General features: G+C 65.0%; 20 protein-coding genes. 15 read left to right on the top strand and 5 right to left on the bottom strand.

The window, feature by feature from the left end; genetic code table 11:
- The first annotated feature begins 1 nt into the window (after position 1).
- The 14 genes from CUJ91_RS17335 (at position 2) to CUJ91_RS17270 (ending at position 15792) form a co-directional block, all read left to right on the top strand.
- Entirely contained in the window at positions 2 to 1924 is a 1923-nt protein-coding gene (locus CUJ91_RS17335) for a methyl-accepting chemotaxis protein (RefSeq protein ID WP_006050901.1), read from the top strand.
- Positions 1925 to 1939: 15 nt separating this feature from the next.
- Positions 1940 to 2128 carry a hypothetical protein gene (locus tag CUJ91_RS34630; RefSeq protein WP_029970958.1) on the top strand — a complete coding sequence of 63 codons (189 nt, stop codon included), beginning with the start codon at positions 1940 to 1942 and terminating at the stop codon, positions 2126 to 2128.
- The gene (locus tag CUJ91_RS17325) at positions 2125 to 3084 is read left to right on the top strand and encodes a CheR family methyltransferase (protein ID WP_053858878.1); all 960 of its coding nucleotides are present in this window, start codon (positions 2125 to 2127) and stop codon (positions 3082 to 3084) included. The genes CUJ91_RS34630 and CUJ91_RS17325 overlap by 4 nt, the downstream gene beginning before the upstream one ends.
- Positions 3081 to 3902 (top strand): chemoreceptor glutamine deamidase CheD, encoded by an 822-nt coding sequence (cheD, locus tag CUJ91_RS17320; protein ID WP_053858877.1) that lies wholly within the window; start codon positions 3081 to 3083, stop codon positions 3900 to 3902. The genes CUJ91_RS17325 and cheD overlap by 4 nt, the downstream gene beginning before the upstream one ends.
- Positions 3903 to 3907: 5 nt before the next feature.
- A complete protein-coding gene (locus tag CUJ91_RS17315) occupies positions 3908 to 4996 on the top strand; it encodes a protein-glutamate methylesterase/protein-glutamine glutaminase (protein ID WP_029970956.1) in 1089 nt (362 codons plus the stop codon).
- A gap of 59 nt (positions 4997 to 5055) precedes the next feature.
- A complete protein-coding gene (gene cheY, locus CUJ91_RS17310) occupies positions 5056 to 5451 on the top strand; it encodes a chemotaxis response regulator CheY (protein WP_006050905.1) in 396 nt (131 codons plus the stop codon).
- A gap of 1 nt (position 5452) precedes the next feature.
- Entirely contained in the window at positions 5453 to 6163 is a 711-nt protein-coding gene (cheZ, locus tag CUJ91_RS17305) for a protein phosphatase CheZ (RefSeq protein WP_006050906.1), read from the top strand.
- A gap of 263 nt (positions 6164 to 6426) precedes the next feature.
- Positions 6427 to 6951, top strand: coding sequence for a DUF2844 domain-containing protein (locus CUJ91_RS17300; RefSeq protein WP_053858876.1), 525 nt, complete (start codon positions 6427 to 6429; stop codon positions 6949 to 6951).
- 12 nt (positions 6952 to 6963) lie between these two features.
- Positions 6964 to 8307, top strand: a complete 1344-nt coding sequence (locus CUJ91_RS17295; protein ID WP_114156559.1) for a DUF3443 domain-containing protein — start codon at positions 6964 to 6966, stop codon at positions 8305 to 8307.
- Between the two features lie 217 nt (positions 8308 to 8524).
- Entirely contained in the window at positions 8525 to 9730 is a 1206-nt protein-coding gene (flhB, locus tag CUJ91_RS17290) for a flagellar biosynthesis protein FlhB (protein WP_006050909.1), read from the top strand.
- Positions 9727 to 11829 (top strand): flagellar biosynthesis protein FlhA, encoded by a 2103-nt coding sequence (gene flhA / locus CUJ91_RS17285; RefSeq protein WP_006050910.1) that lies wholly within the window; start codon positions 9727 to 9729, stop codon positions 11827 to 11829. The genes flhB and flhA overlap by 4 nt, the downstream gene beginning before the upstream one ends.
- Before the next feature lie 316 nt (positions 11830 to 12145).
- Entirely contained in the window at positions 12146 to 14167 is a 2022-nt protein-coding gene (gene flhF, locus CUJ91_RS17280) for a flagellar biosynthesis GTPase FlhF (protein ID WP_114156558.1), read from the top strand.
- Positions 14160 to 15029: a nucleotide-binding protein gene (locus CUJ91_RS17275; protein ID WP_029970951.1), complete on the top strand. Its 870-nt coding sequence runs from the start codon at positions 14160 to 14162 to the stop codon at positions 15027 to 15029. The genes flhF and CUJ91_RS17275 overlap by 8 nt, the downstream gene beginning before the upstream one ends.
- Before the next feature lie 28 nt (positions 15030 to 15057).
- Positions 15058 to 15792, top strand: coding sequence for an RNA polymerase sigma factor FliA (locus CUJ91_RS17270; RefSeq protein ID WP_006050913.1), 735 nt, complete (start codon positions 15058 to 15060; stop codon positions 15790 to 15792).
- 149 nt (positions 15793 to 15941) lie between these two features.
- Here the strand turns inward: CUJ91_RS17270 and CUJ91_RS17265 are convergent, their stop codons facing one another.
- The 5 genes from CUJ91_RS17265 to flgA all read right to left on the bottom strand — a co-directional run bounded on the left by CUJ91_RS17265 (position 15942) and on the right by flgA (position 19596).
- The gene (locus CUJ91_RS17265) at positions 15942 to 16352 is read right to left on the bottom strand and encodes a type II toxin-antitoxin system HicB family antitoxin (RefSeq protein ID WP_006050914.1); all 411 of its coding nucleotides are present in this window, start codon (positions 16350 to 16352) and stop codon (positions 15942 to 15944) included.
- Positions 16349 to 16531 (bottom strand): type II toxin-antitoxin system HicA family toxin, encoded by a 183-nt coding sequence (locus CUJ91_RS17260; protein ID WP_006050915.1) that lies wholly within the window; start codon positions 16529 to 16531, stop codon positions 16349 to 16351. Before CUJ91_RS17260 ends, CUJ91_RS17265 begins: the two co-directional genes overlap by 4 nt.
- 415 nt (positions 16532 to 16946) lie before the next feature.
- Complete coding sequence (locus CUJ91_RS17255) at positions 16947 to 17396, bottom strand: flagella synthesis protein FlgN (RefSeq protein ID WP_006050916.1); 450 nt, start codon at positions 17394 to 17396, stop codon at positions 16947 to 16949.
- Positions 17397 to 17490: 94 nt separating this feature from the next.
- Positions 17491 to 17844: a flagellar biosynthesis anti-sigma factor FlgM gene (flgM, locus tag CUJ91_RS17250; protein WP_006050917.1), complete on the bottom strand. Its 354-nt coding sequence runs from the start codon at positions 17842 to 17844 to the stop codon at positions 17491 to 17493.
- A 153-nt stretch (positions 17845 to 17997) separates the two neighbouring features.
- Complete coding sequence (flgA, locus tag CUJ91_RS17245; RefSeq protein WP_006050918.1) at positions 17998 to 19596, bottom strand: flagellar basal body P-ring formation chaperone FlgA; 1599 nt, start codon at positions 19594 to 19596, stop codon at positions 17998 to 18000.
- A 216-nt stretch (positions 19597 to 19812) separates the two neighbouring features.
- On the opposite strand from flgA, the gene flgB reads away from it, so the two are divergent.
- Positions 19813 to 20304 (top strand): flagellar basal body rod protein FlgB, encoded by a 492-nt coding sequence (flgB, locus tag CUJ91_RS17240; protein ID WP_006050919.1) that lies wholly within the window; start codon positions 19813 to 19815, stop codon positions 20302 to 20304.
- The last annotated feature ends 9 nt before the right edge of the window (positions 20305 to 20313 follow it).

Below are 20313 nucleotides of genomic sequence, written 5' to 3'. Positions count from 1 at the left end.
GATGCTAAGCAGGTGGTCGATTCGCACATCGCTCACGCTAGTGGGGATCATTCTCGTCGCGCTGACCATGGTGGTCGGCGTGCTTGGGCTGACGGCGCTCGGCAGCGCGAGCCGTTCGCTCGACCGTATCGCGCGCGGCGACCTCGTCGCGATTCACGCGCTCGACGACGCTTCGGCCTATCTGCTGCGCTCGCGTGTCTCGCTGGATCGCTTCACCGCGCTCACCGCGGCGGGCGACACGGAAACCGCGAAGAAGGTGCTGGACCGCGCGGTCGAGCTGTACGGCTTCAGCAACAAGAACTGGCAGACCTATCTCGACGCGCCGAAGACGGGCGTCGACCAGGCACAGATGGACGAACTGCTGGCGCGCCGCACGACGCTCGTGCGCGACGGCATGGAGCCCGAGTTCGCCGCGCTGCGCGCGAACGATATGGCCGCGTACCACGCGATCGCCGACACGAAGATCAGCCCGATGTTCGTCGTCTACGACAACGCGGCTTCGGCGGTGATCAAGAGTCTGCAGCAACAGGCGGTGGATCAGCAGGCCGGCGCGCAGTCGAACATTTCGCTGATGACGACGCTCATCATCGCGTTCTCCGCGCTCGCGCTGCTGCTCGTGGTCGGTCTGCGCTTCGCGCTGCGCGGCCTGATCGTGAAGCCGCTGCAGGATGCAAGCGAATGCTTCGAGCGGATCGCGTCGGGCGATCTGTCGGAAACGATCGAGGTGACGAGCCACAACGAAATCGGCCGCCTCTTTGCCGGCATCAAGCGGATGCAGGAAAGCATGGCGTCGATGGTGACGGCGGTGCGCAGCAGCACCGAGTCGATCGACACCGGCGCGCGCGAAATCGCGATGGGCAACACCGATCTGTCGCAGCGTACCGAACAGCAGGCCGCGTCGTTGCAGCAAACGGCGCAGAGCATGGAACAACTCACGGGCACCGTGCGGCAGAACGCCGAGAACGCGCGCCAGGCGAGCCAGCTCGCGGTGAATGCGTCTGACATCGCGACACGCGGCGGCGACGTGGTGAGCCAGGTCGTCACGACGATGCAGGACATCGCGACCAGTTCGAGCAAGGTGGTCGACATCATCGGCGTGATCGAAGGCATTGCGTTCCAGACCAACATCCTCGCGCTCAACGCGGCGGTGGAAGCGGCGCGTGCCGGCGAACAGGGCCGCGGCTTCGCGGTCGTGGCGGGCGAAGTGCGCAGCCTCGCGCAGCGCAGCGCGAGCGCCGCGAAGGAAATCAAGGAACTGATCGGCGACTCCGCCGACAAGGTGCAAAGCGGCTCGACACTCGTCGGACGCGCGGGCACGACGATGGACGAGATCGTGCAGGCCGTGCGCCGCGTGACCGATATCATGGGCGAGATCAGCGCGGCTTCCGAGGAGCAATCGGGCGGCATCGAGCAGGTCAATCGCGCGGTCGTGCAGATGGACGAAGTGACGCAGCAGAACGCCGCGCTCGTCGAAGAAGCGGCGGCAGCAGCAGGGTCGCTCGAAGATCAGACGCGTCAGTTGCAGGCCGTGCTGAGCGGCTGGAAGGTTGGCAGCGGTTCGGGTCGCGGCTTCAGTGCTCCGAGCGCGCCGGCCGTGCCGCAAGTGAAGGCGCGTGCCATGAGCACGAGCCGCAAGCCTGCGGCAAAGGCCGCGCCGCGTGCCGCGCAAGCGACGGCAAATGGCTCGGTGGCGCATGCGGCAACGGCAAACGCGACGGCGCATGCGGCAACTCACGCGACGACCGCAAACAGCGCAGCAGCGGCTCCGGCCAACCAGCAAGCAGCCGCTGGACAAGCAGGCACCGCACGCGTCGAACCCGCGCTCAAGCCGAAGACGCCTCGCGCGGCATTCGAGCCGGCGGCACGTCCCGCAGCGGCGAGCGCAAGCTCGGCGGGATCGGACGCCGACTGGGAAACCTTTTAAACATGGCGATGAAACATGCAGTCATTCGATATCTCGCGCCAGCGGGCGCGAATCATCGAAGCACGCTTTTACGGCGTGTCGCGGGCCGACTGCATGGTGATGGAACTTGCGGGCGGGCGCGACCCCGCAAAAACAATCCCTTGCTCGCCGGTACGTCCGTCGGGCAAGCGTGATGGCTCGTATCGCAGGCAGGAACTTTCATGATGGCAACGCGCGCACAGCAACGCATCGACCGACCGGAGCCGACCCGGTCCGGCGAACAGGGACGTGATTTCGAATTCACCTCCGCGGATTTCGGCCGCATTCGCGAACTGATTCACCGCAGCGCCGGCATTTCCCTCTCCGATCACAAGCGCGACATGGCGTATAGCCGCCTCGCGCGCCGGCTGCGCGCCCGCGGCCTCGATTCGTTCAAGCAGTATCTCGATCTGCTCGAAGCGGAAAACGATCCGGCCGAGTGGGAAGCGTTCACCAATTCGCTGACCACGAACCTGACCGCGTTCTTCCGCGAGGCGCATCACTTTCCGATTCTCGCGGACTTCGTCGCGCGTCGCGCGCAGCCGGTTTCCGTGTGGTGCTCGGCGGCCTCGACGGGCGAAGAGCCGTATTCGATCGCGATGACGCTGATCGAAGCACTCGGCGAAAGCGGCGCACGCCAGGCCACGGTGCTTGCCACCGACATCGACACGCAGGTGCTCGCGAAAGCCGAAGCCGGCGTGTATCAGTTCGATCAGGTGAAGCACCTGTCGCCCGAGCGGCTCAAGCGCTTCTTCCTGAAGGGCACGGGCGCGCATGCCGGCATGGTGAAGGTGCGTCCGCAAGTGCGCCAGATGGTGCGCTTCGAGCAGTTGAACCTCACCGACCGCGATTACCAGTTGCGCACGCAGTTCGACGCGATCTTCTGCCGCAACGTGATGATCTATTTCGACAAGCCGACGCAGGCGCAGGTGCTCTCGCGCTTCGATCCGCTGATGAAGTCGGGCGGTCTGCTGTTCGCCGGCCATTCGGAGAACTTCACGTATGTCACGCAGGCGTTCAGGCTGCGCGGCCAGACCGTGTATGAACTGACGCGCGATGCAGCGGGCGCACGCGCGCCGGCACGTACGGCCGCATCGACAAGCACGACCACGAGCGCGACGACGAGCGGGGTGACGGTATGAGCAGCGCCTTGCCTATCGCAACCAACCTCTACTACGACAACCACTTCCAACGCCCCGGCGTGAAGCTGTTGCCGAACGAGTTCTACACCACGCACGACGACATGGTGCTCGTCACCGTGCTCGGTTCATGCGTCGCGGCCTGCATTCAGGATCGCACGGCTGGCATCGGCGGCATGAATCACTTCATGTTGCCCGACGACGGCGCGGAAGTCGGCCAGGCGGCATCGGATTCGATGCGCTACGGCGCCTACGCGATGGAAGTGCTGATCAACGAGCTGATTAAAGCCGGCGGCCGGCGCGAGCGTTTCGAAGCGAAGGTGTTCGGCGGCGGCGCGGTGCTCGCGGGCATGACGACGATTAATATCGGCGACCGCAATTCGGAATTCGTGCGCCGCTATCTCGCGCTCGAAAAGATTCGCATCGTCGCCGAAGATTTGCAGGGCTCGCATCCGCGCAAGGTCGCTTTCATGCCGCGCACGGGCCAGGTGATGGTGAAGAAGTTGCGCCTGCAACAGGACCCGAGCGTGGCCGAGCGCGAACAGACGCTCATGCGTCAGACCGCCGAAGCGCGCGCCGAACGGCTTGCCGCCGCGAGAAAGCGCGTCGAGCTGTTTGCGACGCCGGCCGCCGCGCGGCCCAGGGTCGAACTGTTCGGCGCTTCGGGCGCGGCCAAGCCGAAGGTCGAGCTTTTCGGCGCCGCAGGCGGCGCGAATGGTCCATCAAACAGCGCCGGCGCAGCGAAGCCGCGCATCGAACTGTTCGGCTCCACCCCGCGCCCGACTAATTCAACTAACGCCAGAACCGTAGAGGAGGCGTGAGCGCTGTGCAAAAGATCAAAGTACTGTGTGTCGACGATTCGGCGCTAATCCGCAGCCTGATGACGGAGATCATCAACGGCCAGCCGGACATGACCGTCGTCGCAACCGCGCCCGACCCGCTCGTCGCGCGCGACCTCATCAAGCAGCACAACCCGGACGTGTTGACGCTCGACGTCGAAATGCCGCGCATGGACGGCCTCGACTTTCTCGAGAAGCTCATGCGCTTGCGGCCGATGCCAGTCGTGATGGTGTCGTCGCTGACCGAGCGCGGCAATGAAATCACGCTGCGCGCGCTGGAACTCGGCGCGGTGGATTTCGTGACCAAGCCGAAGGTGGGCATTCGCGACGGCATGCTCGACTATTCGGAAAAGCTCGCCGACAAGATTCGCGCCGCGGCGCGCGCGCGTGTGCGCCAGGCGGCGCCCGCGCATCATGCGCCCGCTGCCGGCGCGCATGCGCCCGTTGCCGCCGCGCCGCTCTTCAACAATCCGCTGCTGAGTACGGAGAAGCTGATCATCGTCGGCGCGTCGACGGGCGGCACTGAAGCCATCCGCGAAGTGCTCGTGCCGTTGCCGCCGGATGCGCCCGCGGTGCTGATCGCGCAGCACATGCCGCCCGGTTTCACAAAATCTTTTGCGCAACGCCTCAATGGTTTGTGCCGGATTACCGTTAAAGAAGCTGAGCACGGCGAACGCGTGCTGCCGGGACATGCGTATATCGCACCCGGCCACGCTCACCTGCTGCTTGCCCGCAGCGGCGCGAACTACATCGCGCATCTGTCGGATGATCCGCCAGTGAACCGGCATCGTCCTTCGGTGGATGTGCTGTTTCGTTCGGCCGCGCAGCATGCGGGCAAGAATGCGGTCGGAGTGATCCTGACCGGGATGGGGCGTGACGGCGCCGCGGGTTTGCTGGAGATGAAAAAGGCAGGGGCCTACACCCTTGCGCAGGACGAGGCGAGCTGCATCGTGTTCGGCATGCCGCGTGAAGCGATTGCGCTTGGCGCGGCCGACGAAATCGCGTCGCTGCCGGATATGAGCCGGCGCGTGATGGCGCGTCTTGCGTCGATGGGCGATCGCGTTCAGCGGGTTTGATGCGCCGTTCGAATTGAGGCGGTCACACGCCGCACCGTGAATCAAGTAAAGGGAATCAAATGGATAAGGCAATGAAGTTTCTGGTAGTGGACGACTTTCCGACGATGCGCCGGATCGTTCGCAACCTCCTGAAAGAGCTGGGCTACGGCAACGTCGACGAAGCCGAAGACGGCCAGGCCGGTCTCGCGCGTCTGCGCGGCGGCACCTACGATTTCGTGATTTCCGACTGGAACATGCCGAACCTCGACGGTCTCGCGATGCTCAAGGAAATCCGCGCCGACGCCAACCTCAAGCATCTGCCGGTGCTGATGGTGACGGCCGAGTCGAAGAAGGAAAACATTATCGCCGCGGCTCAGGCAGGCGCGAGCGGTTATGTCGTGAAGCCGTTCACGGCTGCAACGCTGGACGAGAAGCTCAACAAGATTCTCGAGAAGATGGCCAAGACTGGGAGCTGATGTGAACCTGCCGACCAATGCGCCTGGCGCCGAAGCGGTCAACGAGAGCGGCGACTTCGCGTCAGACCGCATCCTCGCCCGCATTGGACAACTGACACGTACGCTGCGTGATTCGATGCGCGAGCTCGGGCTCGACAAACACGTCGAGCGCGCGGCGGAAGCCGTACCCGATGCCCGCGACCGTCTGAAGTACATCGCGAACATGACCGAGCAGGCCGCCGAGCGCGTGCTGTCCTCGATCGACATCGCGAAACCGATTCAGGAGCAGTTGCAAAAAGACGCCGGCGAACTCGACGCGCGTTGGGAGCAATGGTATTCGGCGCCGATCGAACGCGCCGAAGTGCGCGCGCTCATGAACGACACGCGCGAGTTTTTGCGCGGCGTGCCCACGGCGACCACCGCGACCAACTCGCAGCTCATGGAGATCATGCTCGCGCAGGACTTCCAGGATCTGACCGGCCAGGTGATCAAGAAGATCACCGACGTCGTGTATCTGATCGAGCAGCAGTTGCTCGGCGTGCTCGTCGAAAACATCGCGCTCGAGCGGCGCGAACAGTTCGCCGCGCATGCCGCGGCCCTCGTCGCGGAAGTCTCGCCGACCGGCAGCCCGGAGCATCTGCTGAATGGGCCGCAGATCAATCCGGAAGGCAAAACTGACGTGGTGCAGGATCAATCGCAGGTCGACGACCTGCTCGCCAGCCTCGGTTTCTGAGCGGCCCGCGCCCTCGCGGCGCGCGGCCGAACAGTATGAATAGCAAGCCGCGCTCCTGCGCGCGCGTGCTGTCTCTGGACACAAACCGCAGGCATACTATGGGGTCAATGAGCGGCGCGGCGTGACGGTGAACGCTGTCACCGGAGGCTTGCATCGTGAGGTTTTCCTCGAGAATGCGGCCCCTCCGCGCCCTATGATTTGCCTAAAACGCAGCCGGTTCGCAGCACGCGCAAGCCGGCCAGCAGTCAGGGAGGAGTCTCGTCATGCGCAGTCGTGTACGCCGCGCCGGTCTGGTTACGGCGCTTATGTTGTCCTGTTCGTTGTCGGCCGTGCCGTCCGCTCACGCGGCGCTCGGCGGCGCCCCAATGACGCCTCCGGCGGACGCGTCGGTATCGGCCCGCACCTTGCAGCCCTCGAGCGCCGTCATTCGCTCCGCGTCGGGCGCGGCTTCTTCCGCTTCGGCTACGGCGTCGTACACCGTGCGTGAAACCACGCTCGGCAACGGCACGGTGGTCCGCGAATATCTCACCACTGACGGCACCGTCTTCGCCATCACCTGGCGCGGCCCGCAAATGCCCGATCTGAACGAACTGCTCGGCAGCTACTTTCCGCAGTACGTGGCCGGCGTGAAGGCAGCGCGCGCCGCGCGCGGCGGCGCACGCGGCCCCGTTGCGGTCGATCAGAGCAGCCTCGTTGTCCAGTCCGGCGGCCATATGGGCGCGTTCAGCGGCCGCGCGTGGCTGCCGCCCGCACTGCCTGCCGGCGTCAGCGGCTCCGACATCCAGTAACGGGGACGAACGATGCGAACCATGCACATTGCGAAGAAACTCAAGGACTGGACTCAGGTTGTGGCAACCGTCGTGCTGGTGTCGGCGCTCGCCGCGTGCGGTGGTGGCGGCGATAGCGGCTCCAGTTCCAGCAGCGGCTCGACCGGTTCAACCGGCGGCTCGACAGGCGGCTCCGCGGGCGGCAGTTCGTCGAGCGGCTTGCCGCCCAGCCCGACGCAGCAGCCGATCGCCGCGACCGCCGCGAACACCGTGGCGATCACGGTGGCCCACGGCGTTACCGGCGTCATCAACATTCCCACGATCAGCGTGACGGTCTGCGTGCCCGGCACCGGGACGTGTCAGAAGATTGACAACATTCAGGTCGACACGGGCTCGTTCGGTCTGCGCATCGTCAATTCGGCGCTGAATTCGACGATGCAGGCCGGCTTGCCGATCAGCACGTCGACAAGCGGCGGCCAGCTCGCCGAATGCGCGACTTTCGCCGACGGCTACACGTGGGGCAGTGTGCGCACCGCGACCGTGACCATCGGCGGCGAAACGACGACTGCGGCTGTTCCGTTGCAGATCATCGGCGACAAGCCCGCGAGCACGACGCCGTCGGCGGGTTGCGGCAGCGGCTCGGCGGAGAACACGGCGAACGATCTCGGCGCGAACGGCATCATCGGCATCGGCACCGCGCTTTACGATTGCGGCTCGACCTGCGCGAACGCGTCCACGGCTGGGACGTACAGCAATTACTTCTCGTGCCCAGGCGGCACGTCGTGCACGCGCACCGCGGTTCCGCTCGCGAACCAGGTCGCCAATCCGGTCGCTAAATTCCCCGTCGACAACAACGGCGTGATCGTACAAATGCCGCCCATCGGCGATAACGGCGCGGCTTCGGCCACCGGCACGCTGGTATTCGGCATCGGCACGCAGTCGAACAATGCGCTCGGCTCCGCGCAGACCTTCACCACCGACGGCGCAGGCGACCTGACCAACAGCGTGTTCAACGGCAACACGATCACGGCGTTCCTGGATTCGGGCTCGAACGGCTATTTCTTCAACGACAGCTCGCTCACGCTGTGCGGCAGCAACTTCTCGGGCTTCTATTGCCCGTCCGGCGCGCAGACCCGCTCCATCACGCTGGTCGGCCAGAACAGCGTGCAGGCGGTGGCGAACATCGGCATCCAGAGTGCGTCGACGCTATTCGGTAACGGCACCAACTATGCGTTCAACGACCTGGCCGGACAGATCGGCGGGCTCGCCGCGTTCGACCTCGGTTTGCCGTTCTTCTACGGACGCCACGTTTATCACGGCTTCGACCTGCGGCCGACCGGCGGCACCCAGGCGCCGTTCGTGGCCTACGCAAGCTAGTCTGCGGCAACGCAACGCCTGAAGGCTCTCCACGACGCCCGCGCTCAACAGCGCGGGCGTTGTTTTTTGCGGCGGCGCGCGGTCTCGCGCGCCGCTTGTCCATCCGCCGAAAAGCCCCGGTTTCTCCTTCCTTATCCGCCGATCGGTGCTTGCGCCGAGCGGGAATAATCGCTCTCACTGGAAAGAGGCGCAGTGCCTCGCCCAACCGGAGAGCTTTGTGGCAGAGGAAAGCGACCTCGAAAAAACCGAATCAGCCACCCCTCGGCGCTTGCAGAAAGCGCGCGAGGAGGGGCAGATCGCGCGTTCACGGGAGCTTTCGACGTTCGCGCTGCTCGCCGCCGGCTTTTTCGGCGTGTGGGGCATGTCGGACAGCATCGGCGAGCATTTGCAGGCGATGCTGCGCGCGGCGTTCACGTTCGACCACGCCGGCGCTTTCGAAACGCACCGCATGATGATCGGCGCCGGCGCGGCGAGCCGCGAAGGGCTCTACGCCTTGCTGCCGATTCTCGCCGTCACTGGCGCGGCCGCCTTGCTCGCGCCGATGGCGCTGGGCGGCTGGCAACTGTCGACGAAAGGCCTCGAGCCCAAGTTCGAACGCCTGAATCCGATCGCCGGCCTCGGCAAGATTTTTTCGATCAACGGACCGATCCAGCTCGCCATGTCGCTCGCGAAGACGCTGGTGGTGGGCATTATCGGCGGCACGGCAATCTGGAACCGGCGCGAGGAGATCCTCGCGCTCGCCACGCAGCCGCTGCATCTCGCGCTCGCCAACACCGTGCATCTGATCGCCGTGTGCTGCGGGATGACGGTCGCGGGCATGTTCGTCGTCGCCGCGCTGGATGTGCCGTATCAACTGTGGCAGTTCCACAAGAAACTGCGCATGAGCAAGGAAGAAGTGAAGCGCGAGCATCGCGAAAGCGAAGGCGACCCGCATGTGAAAGGCCGGATTCGCCAGCAGCAGCGCGCCATTGCACGCCGCCGCATGATGACGCAGGTGCCGAAGGCCGACGTCGTGGTCACGAACCCGACGCACTTCGCGGTCGCGCTGCAATACACGGACGGCGAGATGCGCGCGCCGAAGGTCGTCGCGAAGGGCGTGAACCTCGTGGCCGCGCGCATTCGCGAACTCGCTGCCGAAAACAACGTGCCGCTGCTGGAAGCGCCGCCGCTTGCGCGCGCGCTGTATCACAACGTCGAACTCAATCGTGAGATTCCCGGCCAGTTGTATGGCGCGGTCGCGGAAGTGCTCGCGTGGGTGTACCAGTTGCGGCGCTTCAAGACCGAAGGCGGCGACGTGCCGGTCGCACCGACCGAGCTCGAAGTGCCCGCGGAACTCGACAAGGGCGGTGTATCGGATGAAGACGCCGATCAGGAAGCCGCCGACACGCTTAACCCTGCTAACGAAGACGGAGCCTCCGCATGAACGCTCGCGCCGGTTTCCTCGCTCGACGGCCCGATGCCTTGAGCGGCACCAATTTACGCGCCCTCGCAGGCCCGGTGCTGATCTGCATGATCCTCGGCATGATGATTCTGCCGTTGCCGCCGTTCCTGCTGGATCTGCTGTTCACCTTCAACATCGCGCTTTCCGTGATGGTGCTGCTCGTCAGCATGTACACGATGAAGCCGCTCGACTTCGCCGCTTTCCCGAGCGTGCTGCTGTTCTCGACGTTGCTGCGGCTCTCGCTGAACGTCGCATCGACGCGCGTCGTGCTGCTCGAAGGCCATACCGGTCCTGACGCCGCGGGCCAGGTGATCGAGTCGTTCGGTCACTTCCTCGTGGGCGGCAACTTCGCGGTCGGTATCGTCGTCTTTATCATCCTGATGGTCATCAACTTCATGGTGATCACCAAGGGCGCGGGGCGGATCGCGGAAGTGTCCGCGCGCTTCACGCTCGACGCGATGCCCGGCAAGCAGATGGCGATCGACGCCGACCTGAACGCCGGTCTCATCAACGAAGAACAGGCGCGCAAGCGTCGCGCGGAAGTGTCGCAGGAAGCCGAGTTCTACGGCTCGATGGACGGCGCGAGCAAGTTCGTGCGCGGCGATGCGATCGCCGGCTTGCTCATCATGGTCATCAACATCTTCGGCGGGTTGATCGTCGGGATGGTCCAGCACGGCATGGACTTCGCGTCGGCGGGCAAGAACTACACGCTGCTGACCATCGGCGACGGCCTCGTCGCGCAGATTCCGTCGCTCGTGATTTCGACGGCCGCGGGCGTGATCGTGTCGCGTGTGGCAACGAATGAAGACATCGGCACGCAGCTTACCGGGCAGCTTTTCACGAACCCGCGCGTGCTGATGATCACCGGCTGCATTCTCGTACTGATGGGCCTGATTCCGGGCATGCCGCACTTCGCGTTTCTGATTCTCGGCGGCGGTCTGATCCAGCTCGGCCGCACGATGAAGAAGCGCGCCGAAGAGCGCAAGAACACGACGGCGCTCGTCGACGTCGCGCCGGCCGCGGTCACGCCGGTCGAGAACGCCGAAGCAAGCTGGGACGACGTGACGATGATCGACACGCTCGGCCTCGAAGTGGGTTACCGGCTGATTCCGCTCGTCGACAAGAATTCGGACGGCGAACTGCTCAAGCGGATCAAGAGCATCCGCAAGAAGTTCGCGCAGGAAATCGGCTTCTTGCCGCCCGTCATTCATATTCGCGACAACCTGGAGTTGCGGCCGAACGGTTATCGGATCGCGCTCAAGGGCGTGGAAGTGGGCGTCGGCGAGGCGTATCCGGGCCAGTGGCTCGCGATCAATCCGGGCCAGGTGTCCGCCGCGCTGCCGGGCACGCCGACACAAGACCCGGCGTTCGGCTTGCCGGCTATCTGGATCGACACGAATCTGCGCGAACAGGCGCAGGTGTACGGCTACACGGTGGTCGATTCGAGCACGGTGGTCGCGACGCACCTGAATCACCTCGTGGTCACGCATGCGTCCGAACTGCTCGGCCGCCGCGAAGTGCAGGCGCTGCTCGAACGGATGCAGAAGGACACGCCGTCGCTCGTCGACGATCTGGTGCCGAAGACGCTGCCGCTCACCACGCTGCAAAAGGTGCTGCAAAACCTGCTCGAAGAAGGCGTGCCGATTCGCGATCTGCGCACGATTCTCGAAGCGCTGTCCGAACACACGCCGAAGATCACCGACGCGCACGATCTCACCGCCGCTGTGCGTCTCGCGCTGGGCCGCGCGATCACGCAGCAGTGGTTCCCCGGCACCGGCGACATGCAGGTGATGGGCCTCGACTCGAATCTCGAACGTGTGCTGTCGCAGGCACTGTCGACGGGTTCCAACCCTGGCCTTGAGCCCGGCCTCGCGCATACGCTGATGACTGAGACGCAGAAGGCGATGAGCCGTCAGCAGAACATGGGACTCGCGCCGGTGCTGCTCGTGCAGCACGCATTGCGGCCGATGCTCGCGCGCTTCCTGCGCCGCAGCCTGCCGCAGTTGAAGGTGCTGTCGTATGCCGAAGTGCCCGATACGCGCAACATCAAGGTCGTGAATCTGATCGGCGCGCACGGTTAACGCGCGATCCGGCTTCATGCTTCAGTTATCTGCCGGCGCCTGAGGGCGCCGGTTTTCATTTCCGCGCCTGACTTTTCGCACCGCTCATGCACTGGGGCGTCCATGCTTCGCTCGTAAGGCCCGTTCGCTCGCACACGGGGCGGCGTCTTGTGCCGATGCAAGCGCGTTAATCGCGGCGTGCGTCCATCGTCCGAATTACCCACGTTTAACGGCCTTTATCCACCGATCGTCGGTCGAGGGCTTTCGCAATAATGATCTCAATGGGAAGCGGTGTGTTGCCGGTCCGTCAGTCCGTTTACCTCATCGGGGGTCCAGCTTGAACATTCGTAAATTTATCGGTGCCACCAGTCGCGACGCACTGCGTCTCGTGCGCGAAGCACTGGGCGCCGACGCGGTCGTGCTGTCCAATCGAACCATGGACGACGGCAGTGTCGAGATCGTCGCATTGGCCGACAGCGACCTCGCGGCGATCACGCCGAAGGCTCCGCGCGCCGATGTGAGCGCAGCGCACTCCGCATCGACGAATATGGTGGCCGCGCAAGCCGCGCAAGCTGCGCCGCGCGCGATGTCCGCGGCTCAGCCGATGCAGGCCAATCCGTACGCGAGCGGCATGCCGGACGTGTTCTCGTCGGTGTTCGGCGCGAGCCCGGAAGCCGGGACCGAGACGGCGGGCGGCTTCGCCGACCCGGCGCTCGCAGGCGGCCACGATGCGCAGCCTGCCGCGAGGATCGTTCCGAGTGCTGCGATGAATGCAGCGATGAATGCCGCCAAGCCGTCCGCCGCACAGGTCGACGCGCGCAAGGGCGCATCCGCGGCCAATACGCCGAACACGACAGCGGCGGCCGCGAAGCATTCGCCGGCGCCGCAATCGCAACAGATCCACGTCGGCCAGCCGAGCGCGCGCGCCGCAGCCGCGCGTTTGAACGACGACATGCGCGCCGATCTGCTGAAGGCCGCCGGCGTGCCGTCGACGTCCGCTGCATCCGCCTCCGATGTCGACGGGCCGCGCACGATGGCCGAGTCGAATCCGTGGCTGATTGATCACGCACGCCGCATCGCCGGCGAGCACGAATCGCACGGTGAATACGCCGCGCGTCCGGCAGCGATCACGCCGGCGGCGGCGATGGCCAGGGGCCTCGGCGCTGCCGTCGAACCCGGTCGCGCCACTGCACAGCAAGCGGACAACACCCCCGATTGGGCTCGCGAAGCCGCGCAGGTGGCCGCGCGCCGCGCCGCGCAGAAATTCGCGCCGTCGCCGTCTGCATCTTCGTCTTCATCGCCGTCCACGTCTTCTACCGACGACGCGCGCACGCCCGCTGGCGTCGCCGAAGCGATCAAGGCGCGCATGGAGCAGGTCGTCAAGGAAACCGTGATGAGCGAGCTTTCGTCGCTGCGCGGCATGATGGAAGAACAGTTCGCGGGCCTCATGTGGGGCGACCGCCAGCGCCGCAATCCGTCGCACGGCGCGCTCACCAAGCATCTGTTCGCCGCCGGTTTCTCGGCGCAACTCGTGCAGATGATGGTCGACAACCTGCCCGAAGACGTCGACAACATGGACGACGGCATGGACTGGGTGCGCTCGGTGCTCGCCTCGAACCTGCCCGTGATGGAAGACGAAGACACGCTGATGGAACGCGGCGGCGTCTTCGCGCTGATGGGCCCGACCGGCGTCGGCAAAACGACGACCACCGCCAAGCTCGCCGCGCGCTGCGTGATGCGCTTCGGCGCCAGCAAGGTTGCATTGCTCACCACCGACAGCTACCGGATCGGCGGCCACGAGCAACTGCGCATCTTCGGCAAGATTCTCGGCGTGTCGGTTCATGCGGTGAAAGACAGCGCCGACCTGCAACTCGCGCTCTCCGAACTGCGCAACAAGCACATCGTGCTGATCGACACGATCGGCATGAGCCAGCGCGATCGCCTCGTCTCCGACCAGATCGCGATGCTGAGCCGCGCCGGTCAGCCGGTGCAGCGCCTGTTGCTGCTCAACGCAACGAGCCACGGCGACACGCTCAACGAAGTCGTGCAGGCGTATCAGCGCGGACCGGATCAACAGCCGCTCGCCGGCTGCATTCTGACCAAGCTCGACGAAGCCACCAACCTGGGCGGCGTGCTCGATACGGTGATCCGCTACAAGCTGCCGGTGCACTACGTGTCGACCGGTCAGAAGGTGCCGGAAAACCTGTACGTCGCGACCAAACGCTTCCTGCTCAAGAGCGCGTTCTGCATTCCGCGCGATCACTCGCCGTTCGTCCCGCACGACGACGACGTGCCCGCGTTGCTCTCCGCGCTTTCCGCGCGTTCGACCGCCGAACTGCATGAGGTTCGCTTTGGATAAGCTCGTCCCCGATCAGGCAGAAGGACTGCGGCGCCTCCTCGCGCGCAGCGGCTCGCGCGTGATTGCGGTGACCGGCGGGTCGATGGGCGCGGGCTGCACGACCACGGTGATCAATCTCGCCGCGGCGCTCGCGCAGCAAGGCAAGGACGTGCTCGTGCTCGACGAGCGCACGGGCGAAAAATCGGTGAGCGCGCTCGCCGGCAGCGTGCGCGGCGCGGGCAATTTTGTCGCCGTGATGCGCGGCGAGATGACGCTCGACGACGCCGCCACGCGGCATCCACTCGGCTTCTCGGTGCTGGCCGCCGCGCGTGCGCATCGCGAGGGTTATAGCGCGGCGCAGTTCGGCGTGCTGCTGCATGGCTCGGCCGACGTCGTGCTGATCGATGCGCAACTGGATCAGCAAGGGCACCTGTCGGCGCTCGCGATGCAGGCGCACGACGTGATGATCGTCACGCGCATGGCCGCTCAGGCGATCACCGACGCGTACGCGTGCATGAAGCGCCTGCACTACGCGCACGCGATCGCGCAGTTTCGCGTGCTGGTGAATCACGTGCAGAGCGTGGAAGACGCTCACACCGCTTTTGCAAACCTGGCCGGCGTGGCCAGCCGCTACCTCGCGGTGGCGCTCGAAGACGCCGGTTGCATTGCCGCCGATGCGCGGATGGCGCGAGCCGAGGAGTTGTCGCGTTGTGTCGTCGACGCATTTCCGTCGACACCGGCTGCGCGCGACTTCCGGCACCTCGCAGCCGAATTGCAGTACTGGCCGATGCGGCCAGCGATGTCGTCGCAAACGCCGTGGATGGCGCCTGCGACAGTTTCAGCGGCGCAACACGCCGACCAACCGTCTGCGCAGCACGCCTGAGTGGCGGCACAAGGACAAGGGGAGCACGATGTATAACGCTCAGGGAAAGATTTCCCAAGCCGATGTTTTGACGAAGTACGCACCGCTCGTGCGTCGGCTCGGCTTGCAGCTCGTGGCCAAGATGCCGGCCAGTGTCGATCTGGACGATCTGATCCAGGCCGGCATGATCGGCTTGCTCGATGCCGCGAGCCGCTATAAAGAAGATCAGGGCGCGCAGTTCGAGACGTACGCGAGCCAGCGGATTCGCGGCGCGATGCTCGACGAATTGCGCAGCAACGACTGGTTGCCGCGCAGCTTGCGGCGCACTTCGCGAGAAGTGGAAACGGCCGTGCACAAGGTCGAGCAGAATCTGGGCCGCTCGGCGAGCGAAACGGAGGTTGCCGAACACCTGCAAATGCCGCTCGACGAGTATCAGTCGATGCTGCAAGACCTGCACGGCAGCCAGCTGATTTACTACGAAGACTTCGACCGTTCCGCCGACGACGAACCGTTTCTCGACCGCTATTGCGTCGATCACTCGGACCCGCTTTCGGCCTTGCTCGACGACAGCCTGCGCTCGGCGCTCGTCGAGGCGATCGACCGCTTGCCGGAACGCGAGAAGCTCCTGATGTCGCTCTACTACGAGCGCGGCATGAACCTTCGCGAAATCGGCGCGGTGATGGAAGTCAGCGAGTCGCGCGTATGTCAGCTACACAGCCAGGCAGTGGCGCGTTTGCGCACGCGCCTGCGTGAAATGGCCTGGGCCAACGCCGAGGCGACGTGAGCGGCCGCCTCGCGCCGATGTATAACGAGGCGTAACAACGCAATAGCGAGGCAATAGCATTACCGGTTGTGTGCGGGAGCATTTGCAAAGCAGGCGCATTGCACCGCCCGTTGCACACGCCGTTGCACGCGCCCATTGCATGCACCTTCTCAAGCGTCCGCCATTTCGTGCTCGGCCGCGAGCGCGAGAAAAGCGGAACGCGACATGCCGTGCGCCTGCGCGTATTTGTCGATCTCATGCACCAACGCCTCGGGTAACGAGATGTTGATGCGCACCGCCTTCTTGAGCGCGGGAATGTTCCGGGTCGTCACGAAGCCCCACGTGAAACCCGCATAGTCAGGATTACGCCGATGCTCGTCCAGCGTCAGTCTTTCGGGAATCGGCAAGCCTTCGTCGAGCAGCGTATCCAGATGCGCCTCGATCGCTTCTTTCGCGTTCGCGTAAGCCTCTTCCAGCGTGTCTCCCGCCGAATGGCAGCCCGGAATATCCGGCACGACGACGCCGAACGCGTGCTGTGCGTCGCCCGCCTCGATGCCGACCGGAAAGATCAAGTTTTTCATTTCAGCCCTGCCTGTTTCAAGATGCTGTTCAGCGTGCCGGGCGGAAGATCCCTTTTTGGATGAGGGATGGTCACGAGCCCGGCTTTGAATGCGTGCCGGAAATGGTGATGGCTGCCCGATATTCGGATTAGCCGCCAACCGGCCGCGTGAATCAGTTTGACTACCTCGCCGCTGTTCATACTGCACTCCTCGTATCATACACACGATTACACAACCTCGCTAGAGTGGAATTTGCTGCCGTGGGTGACGGCGCCTGGGAAACGGGCGCAAACGGCACCGCTGCTGGAGCAAAAACCTCGTTGGGGAAAAGGAAGATTTGATCGCTTGCGGCGGACTAATGCCACCTGGCCGGATGGCCAACGTGCAAGGAGAAGGCGAGCGCGAGTGCGCGAGGGGATTGAAAAACGAAAGGGCTCGTCGTGGCGACGAGCCCTTTTTGATGATTTGCTAATGTGGCGTGACGCGGTTGGCGTTGGCGTGACGTGGCCTGCCTCACCCTAGCCGTGGCTAGCGTTGGTCACGCTGAGGCTGCACCGCGCTCCCGCGCGCCGACAGCGTCGCCGGAAAACGCAGAGGCCTGAAGCCGGGCGGGATCTAAACCGCCGCTGCCCGCGCCGGAATACGACCATCCGGGCCATAGAAGCCGGCCTTCTTCGGCACCACCACCTGCAATGCTTCCAGCGCCCGCTGGTTGTAGTCCATGCGCACGCGAATCAGCTCACCGTTGTTCGTATTGGCGCGGCGCGCGCGTTCGGCGGCTTTTTGCAGCAGCGACCATTGCGCGGCGAGCCGCTCGTCCGTGCTGGCGGCGAGTTCCATGCCGGCCCAGCCGCCCGGAAAACCCATGCCGGCGAGCAGTTCGTCGCGGCGGGCCTCGAGCTGCGCGAGCTCGCCGATCAGCGCGGTCTTTTTCTCGATGACCGAGGGCAGCAGTTCGACCGGCGACAAGGCAGTAAGCGCCTTCGTCTCCAGCGTCAGAACCGAGGCGAACGCCTCGACGGCGGAATACTCTTCGATGAGGGTGGCAAGCAGGGCGTCTTTCATCTCAACAACTCGCTGAAAACGGCGGCTCGCGCTGGATTTGCGAGCCGGGTTTGTCGAACGCCGCCCGGCCATTCACCGTACTTCGATGCGTCGATTAATTGCCGGTCGACGAGGATTTGTTCTGCAACAGTTCGCGCGCGGTGCTCAGCACGCCGTCGGCGATCTTGCCGGAGTCGATCTGGAGCGTGCCGTCCTTGATGGCCTGCTTGATCGACTCGACGTGCGCCGTGTCGATGTCGGCCGAGCCGGACGCCGCGAGGCTGCGCAAATGCTGCGACAGACCCGACAGGCTGACGCTGGCGTCGCCCGAGCCGCTGGAACTGGTTTGCGAGGCAGTGCTCGCGGTCTGCGCGCCGCTGTTCGCGGGCGCCGCGTCGCCTTGCTGCGGGCGGGACACGGCATCTTTCAACGTCGGCAGATTCGACTTGGTTTGGGAATCGACTTTCACGATTGGCTTCCTCTACGATTTGATTCTGATAACGGCAAGCGTCGATCAAAACTTTAGCGCAATCGCTCCAGCTTTTTCCTTGTCTATCAAGACGATCCGGCCCTGATACGGGCGGCGCGGCGCAAACGCTCGCCACGCGCGGATCGTTGTGTTTCACAGTTGAATCTCCACCGTCGAACCGTCCTTGACGATGCCCGAGATGACCTGGCCGTTGGCGGTCTTCACGCGAACCTGCTGACCGGGCGACGCGTTGTTCATCGCGCTGCCTTCCGCCGAAATCGCAAAACCGTCGCCGGCCGCGACGACGCGCACGGTTTGTCCGATCGATACCGCCGACGCGCTTTTCAGCATGTCGCGGCGCAGCGGCATGCCGGCGGAAACGCGCGTCAAAGTGACCGAGCCGAGCGCCTGCGACGGGTCGGTGACGATGGCCTGCGGCAAGCCCGTCAGATCGCCCTCGCGCGCGACGAGATCGGCGGCGGTGAGGACTTCACCGGCCGACATCGCGCGGCTCGCGAGGTAATACGTGGCGTGCAGCGAAACGCGCGCCTGCAGATAAATCGTCCACGGACGCTGGCCCGCGCAGCGCACACCGACGGTCACGCGGCCCCACAGGCGCGCGCCGCTCGGCATGAACGGCTCGAGCATCATGCAAGCCGCGAGACCGCGCGGAAACGCGGGGGCGACCGTGATGTCCACCTTGCCCGGCAATCCCGCCGATTGCTGTTGCAGGAACGCAAGCGCGACGGCCCGGATCGCTTCGGGGTCTTGCTGGCCGGGGAGCGGCGCGGGTTGCGCAGCGGCAGCCGCAATCGTAGTCGCAGCCGTGCGCGGATTCTGCTGCGCGGGCGCGGATGCGACCGTTGCCGCTGGCGCAACCGCTGATGCAACGGCCCGCGTCGCCGACACGCGAGCAGCCGCAGTATTCGTGGAATTCGCCGACGCTTTAGAGCGCTGCGCGACCGGTTTGCCGTCCGCGCCGAACTGCGGCGGCTCGCCGCGCGATGCGAGCGTTTCGAAGCCGTCGTTCACCGAGGAGTCCGCCGATGCCGCAGTTCCCGAAACACCGACCGCTGCGCGGCTCATCGCGCTCGACGGCGCATTGACCGCGACCGGCTGAACGCCCGCGGCGTCTCTCGCGCTATTCGTCGACGGCGCTGGCGTGACGACAACCGGCACGACGCGGCGCGAAGCCTGCATCGCATTAATACTGACGTTGGCGCGCGCGGGCGCGTCGGTCGGACTTGCCGTATCGCCAAGGTTCGCCGAACCGCCACGGCCCGGCGCGGGAATAGTAACGACGCCGTTTGCATCCGGCTTGAAATTCGTGCGAATCATCTGCGGCGCGGCAGGCGTTTCGCCGGCGCCCGCAATGACAATAGAGCCGCTCGCATTAGCGGCGCGCGCGAATGGATCGGCGTCGCGGGTCGACGGGCCACGGCCCAGCGATTGCGCGGTGGCCGCGGCGAGCGTGGCCGCCGAGCCCGTGCGTTTTGCTGGCGTCGCCTGCATACGTTCTGCAAGCGCGGCGAGCGCCGCCGGGTTCTGTTCGTTGGGACCGGCAATCACGATCGGGCCGTCCGCCTCGCCAGCATGCGCAGCATTCGCGAACAGCGCGACGCCGCCAGCCACAGACACCGCGAGCGACGACCCCACCACAAGTCTCGTAACCACGCGCAACACGGCCGCACTCATGCGATGCCCCGCCGCGCTTCTTGCGCGGGGCGTCGGATCGAAAGTGGGCTGGTCCATCGCGGTTCTCCATCGAATGCATTCGGTACGCCTTGCATTCTATTGAGCGTGCCCTTTGCGCAAACGTTGAATAGAAGCCCCCTTTCCCGGTTATTCGTCCGATTGCTGCTTGCGTGCCGCCCATAAGATGCACCTCATGCAAAAAGGCTTTCCCGCTCGATGCAGCCCTCACGCGAGGTGCACGGGAAGCCTCGGGACCGTTCTCCGGAGATTCTTATGCTGGACAAACTCGATGCCGAATTCGCCTTTGGACGTGAAGCGCTCGATGTGCGCGCTTACCGTCAGGAGCTCCTGTCGTCGAACATCGCCAATGCCGACACGCCCGGCTACAAGGCGCGCGACGTCGACTTCGCTTCGTCGCTTGCGGGCGCGCTGAAAAAGACCGGCGCGGCCGGCCACACCGCGTCCAACACCGCGACGCTGCCGCTTGCGCAACCGGCCGGCGTGACGAGCGGAATGTCGATGGCGGCGACCGCGCAGGGCCACATGTCCGGCAAGTCGACGTTGAGCCCCGCGGGCGGCTCGCCCGACGACTACCGCAATCTGCAATACCGCGTACCGACGCAACCGGCGCTCGACGGCAACACCGTCGACCTGGACACCGAGCGCGTGCAGTTCGCGGACAACACGTTGCACTTCGAATCGGGCATGACGGTGCTGTCGAGCCAGATCAAGACGATGCTGTCGGCGATCCAGTCGGGCTCGTAAGCGGCTAAC

This window comes from Paraburkholderia graminis (genome assembly GCF_003330785.1).
GTDB classification, from domain to species: Bacteria; Pseudomonadota; Gammaproteobacteria; order Burkholderiales; family Burkholderiaceae; genus Paraburkholderia; species Paraburkholderia graminis.
The sequence above is the reverse complement of the archived record's forward strand: the minus strand, read 5'-3'. Positions and strand labels throughout refer to the sequence as shown.

Excerpts from the sequence above, each read along its gene's own strand:
- CUJ91_RS17335 (WP_006050901.1), top strand. The coding sequence starts at position 2 with ATGCTAAGCAGGTGGTCGATTCGCACATCGCTCACGCTAGTGGGGATC.
- CUJ91_RS34630 (WP_029970958.1), top strand. The coding sequence starts at position 1,940 with ATGCAGTCATTCGATATCTCGCGCCAGCGGGCGCGAATCATCGAAGCA.
- CUJ91_RS17325 (WP_053858878.1), top strand. The coding sequence starts at position 2,125 with ATGATGGCAACGCGCGCACAGCAACGCATCGACCGACCGGAGCCGACC.
- cheD (WP_053858877.1), top strand. The coding sequence starts at position 3,081 with ATGAGCAGCGCCTTGCCTATCGCAACCAACCTCTACTACGACAACCAC.
- cheY (WP_006050905.1), top strand. The coding sequence starts at position 5,056 with ATGGATAAGGCAATGAAGTTTCTGGTAGTGGACGACTTTCCGACGATG.
- CUJ91_RS17300 (WP_053858876.1), top strand. The coding sequence starts at position 6,427 with ATGCGCAGTCGTGTACGCCGCGCCGGTCTGGTTACGGCGCTTATGTTG.
- CUJ91_RS17295 (WP_114156559.1), top strand. The coding sequence starts at position 6,964 with ATGCGAACCATGCACATTGCGAAGAAACTCAAGGACTGGACTCAGGTT.
- flhA (WP_006050910.1), top strand. The coding sequence starts at position 9,727 with ATGAACGCTCGCGCCGGTTTCCTCGCTCGACGGCCCGATGCCTTGAGC.
- CUJ91_RS17270 (WP_006050913.1), top strand. The coding sequence starts at position 15,058 with ATGTATAACGCTCAGGGAAAGATTTCCCAAGCCGATGTTTTGACGAAG.
- CUJ91_RS17265 (WP_006050914.1), bottom strand. The coding sequence starts at position 16,352 with ATGAAAAACTTGATCTTTCCGGTCGGCATCGAGGCGGGCGACGCACAG.
- CUJ91_RS17260 (WP_006050915.1), bottom strand. The coding sequence starts at position 16,531 with ATGAACAGCGGCGAGGTAGTCAAACTGATTCACGCGGCCGGTTGGCGG.
- CUJ91_RS17255 (WP_006050916.1), bottom strand. The coding sequence starts at position 17,396 with ATGAAAGACGCCCTGCTTGCCACCCTCATCGAAGAGTATTCCGCCGTC.
- flgA (WP_006050918.1), bottom strand. The coding sequence starts at position 19,596 with ATGGACCAGCCCACTTTCGATCCGACGCCCCGCGCAAGAAGCGCGGCG.
- flgB (WP_006050919.1), top strand. The coding sequence starts at position 19,813 with ATGCTGGACAAACTCGATGCCGAATTCGCCTTTGGACGTGAAGCGCTC.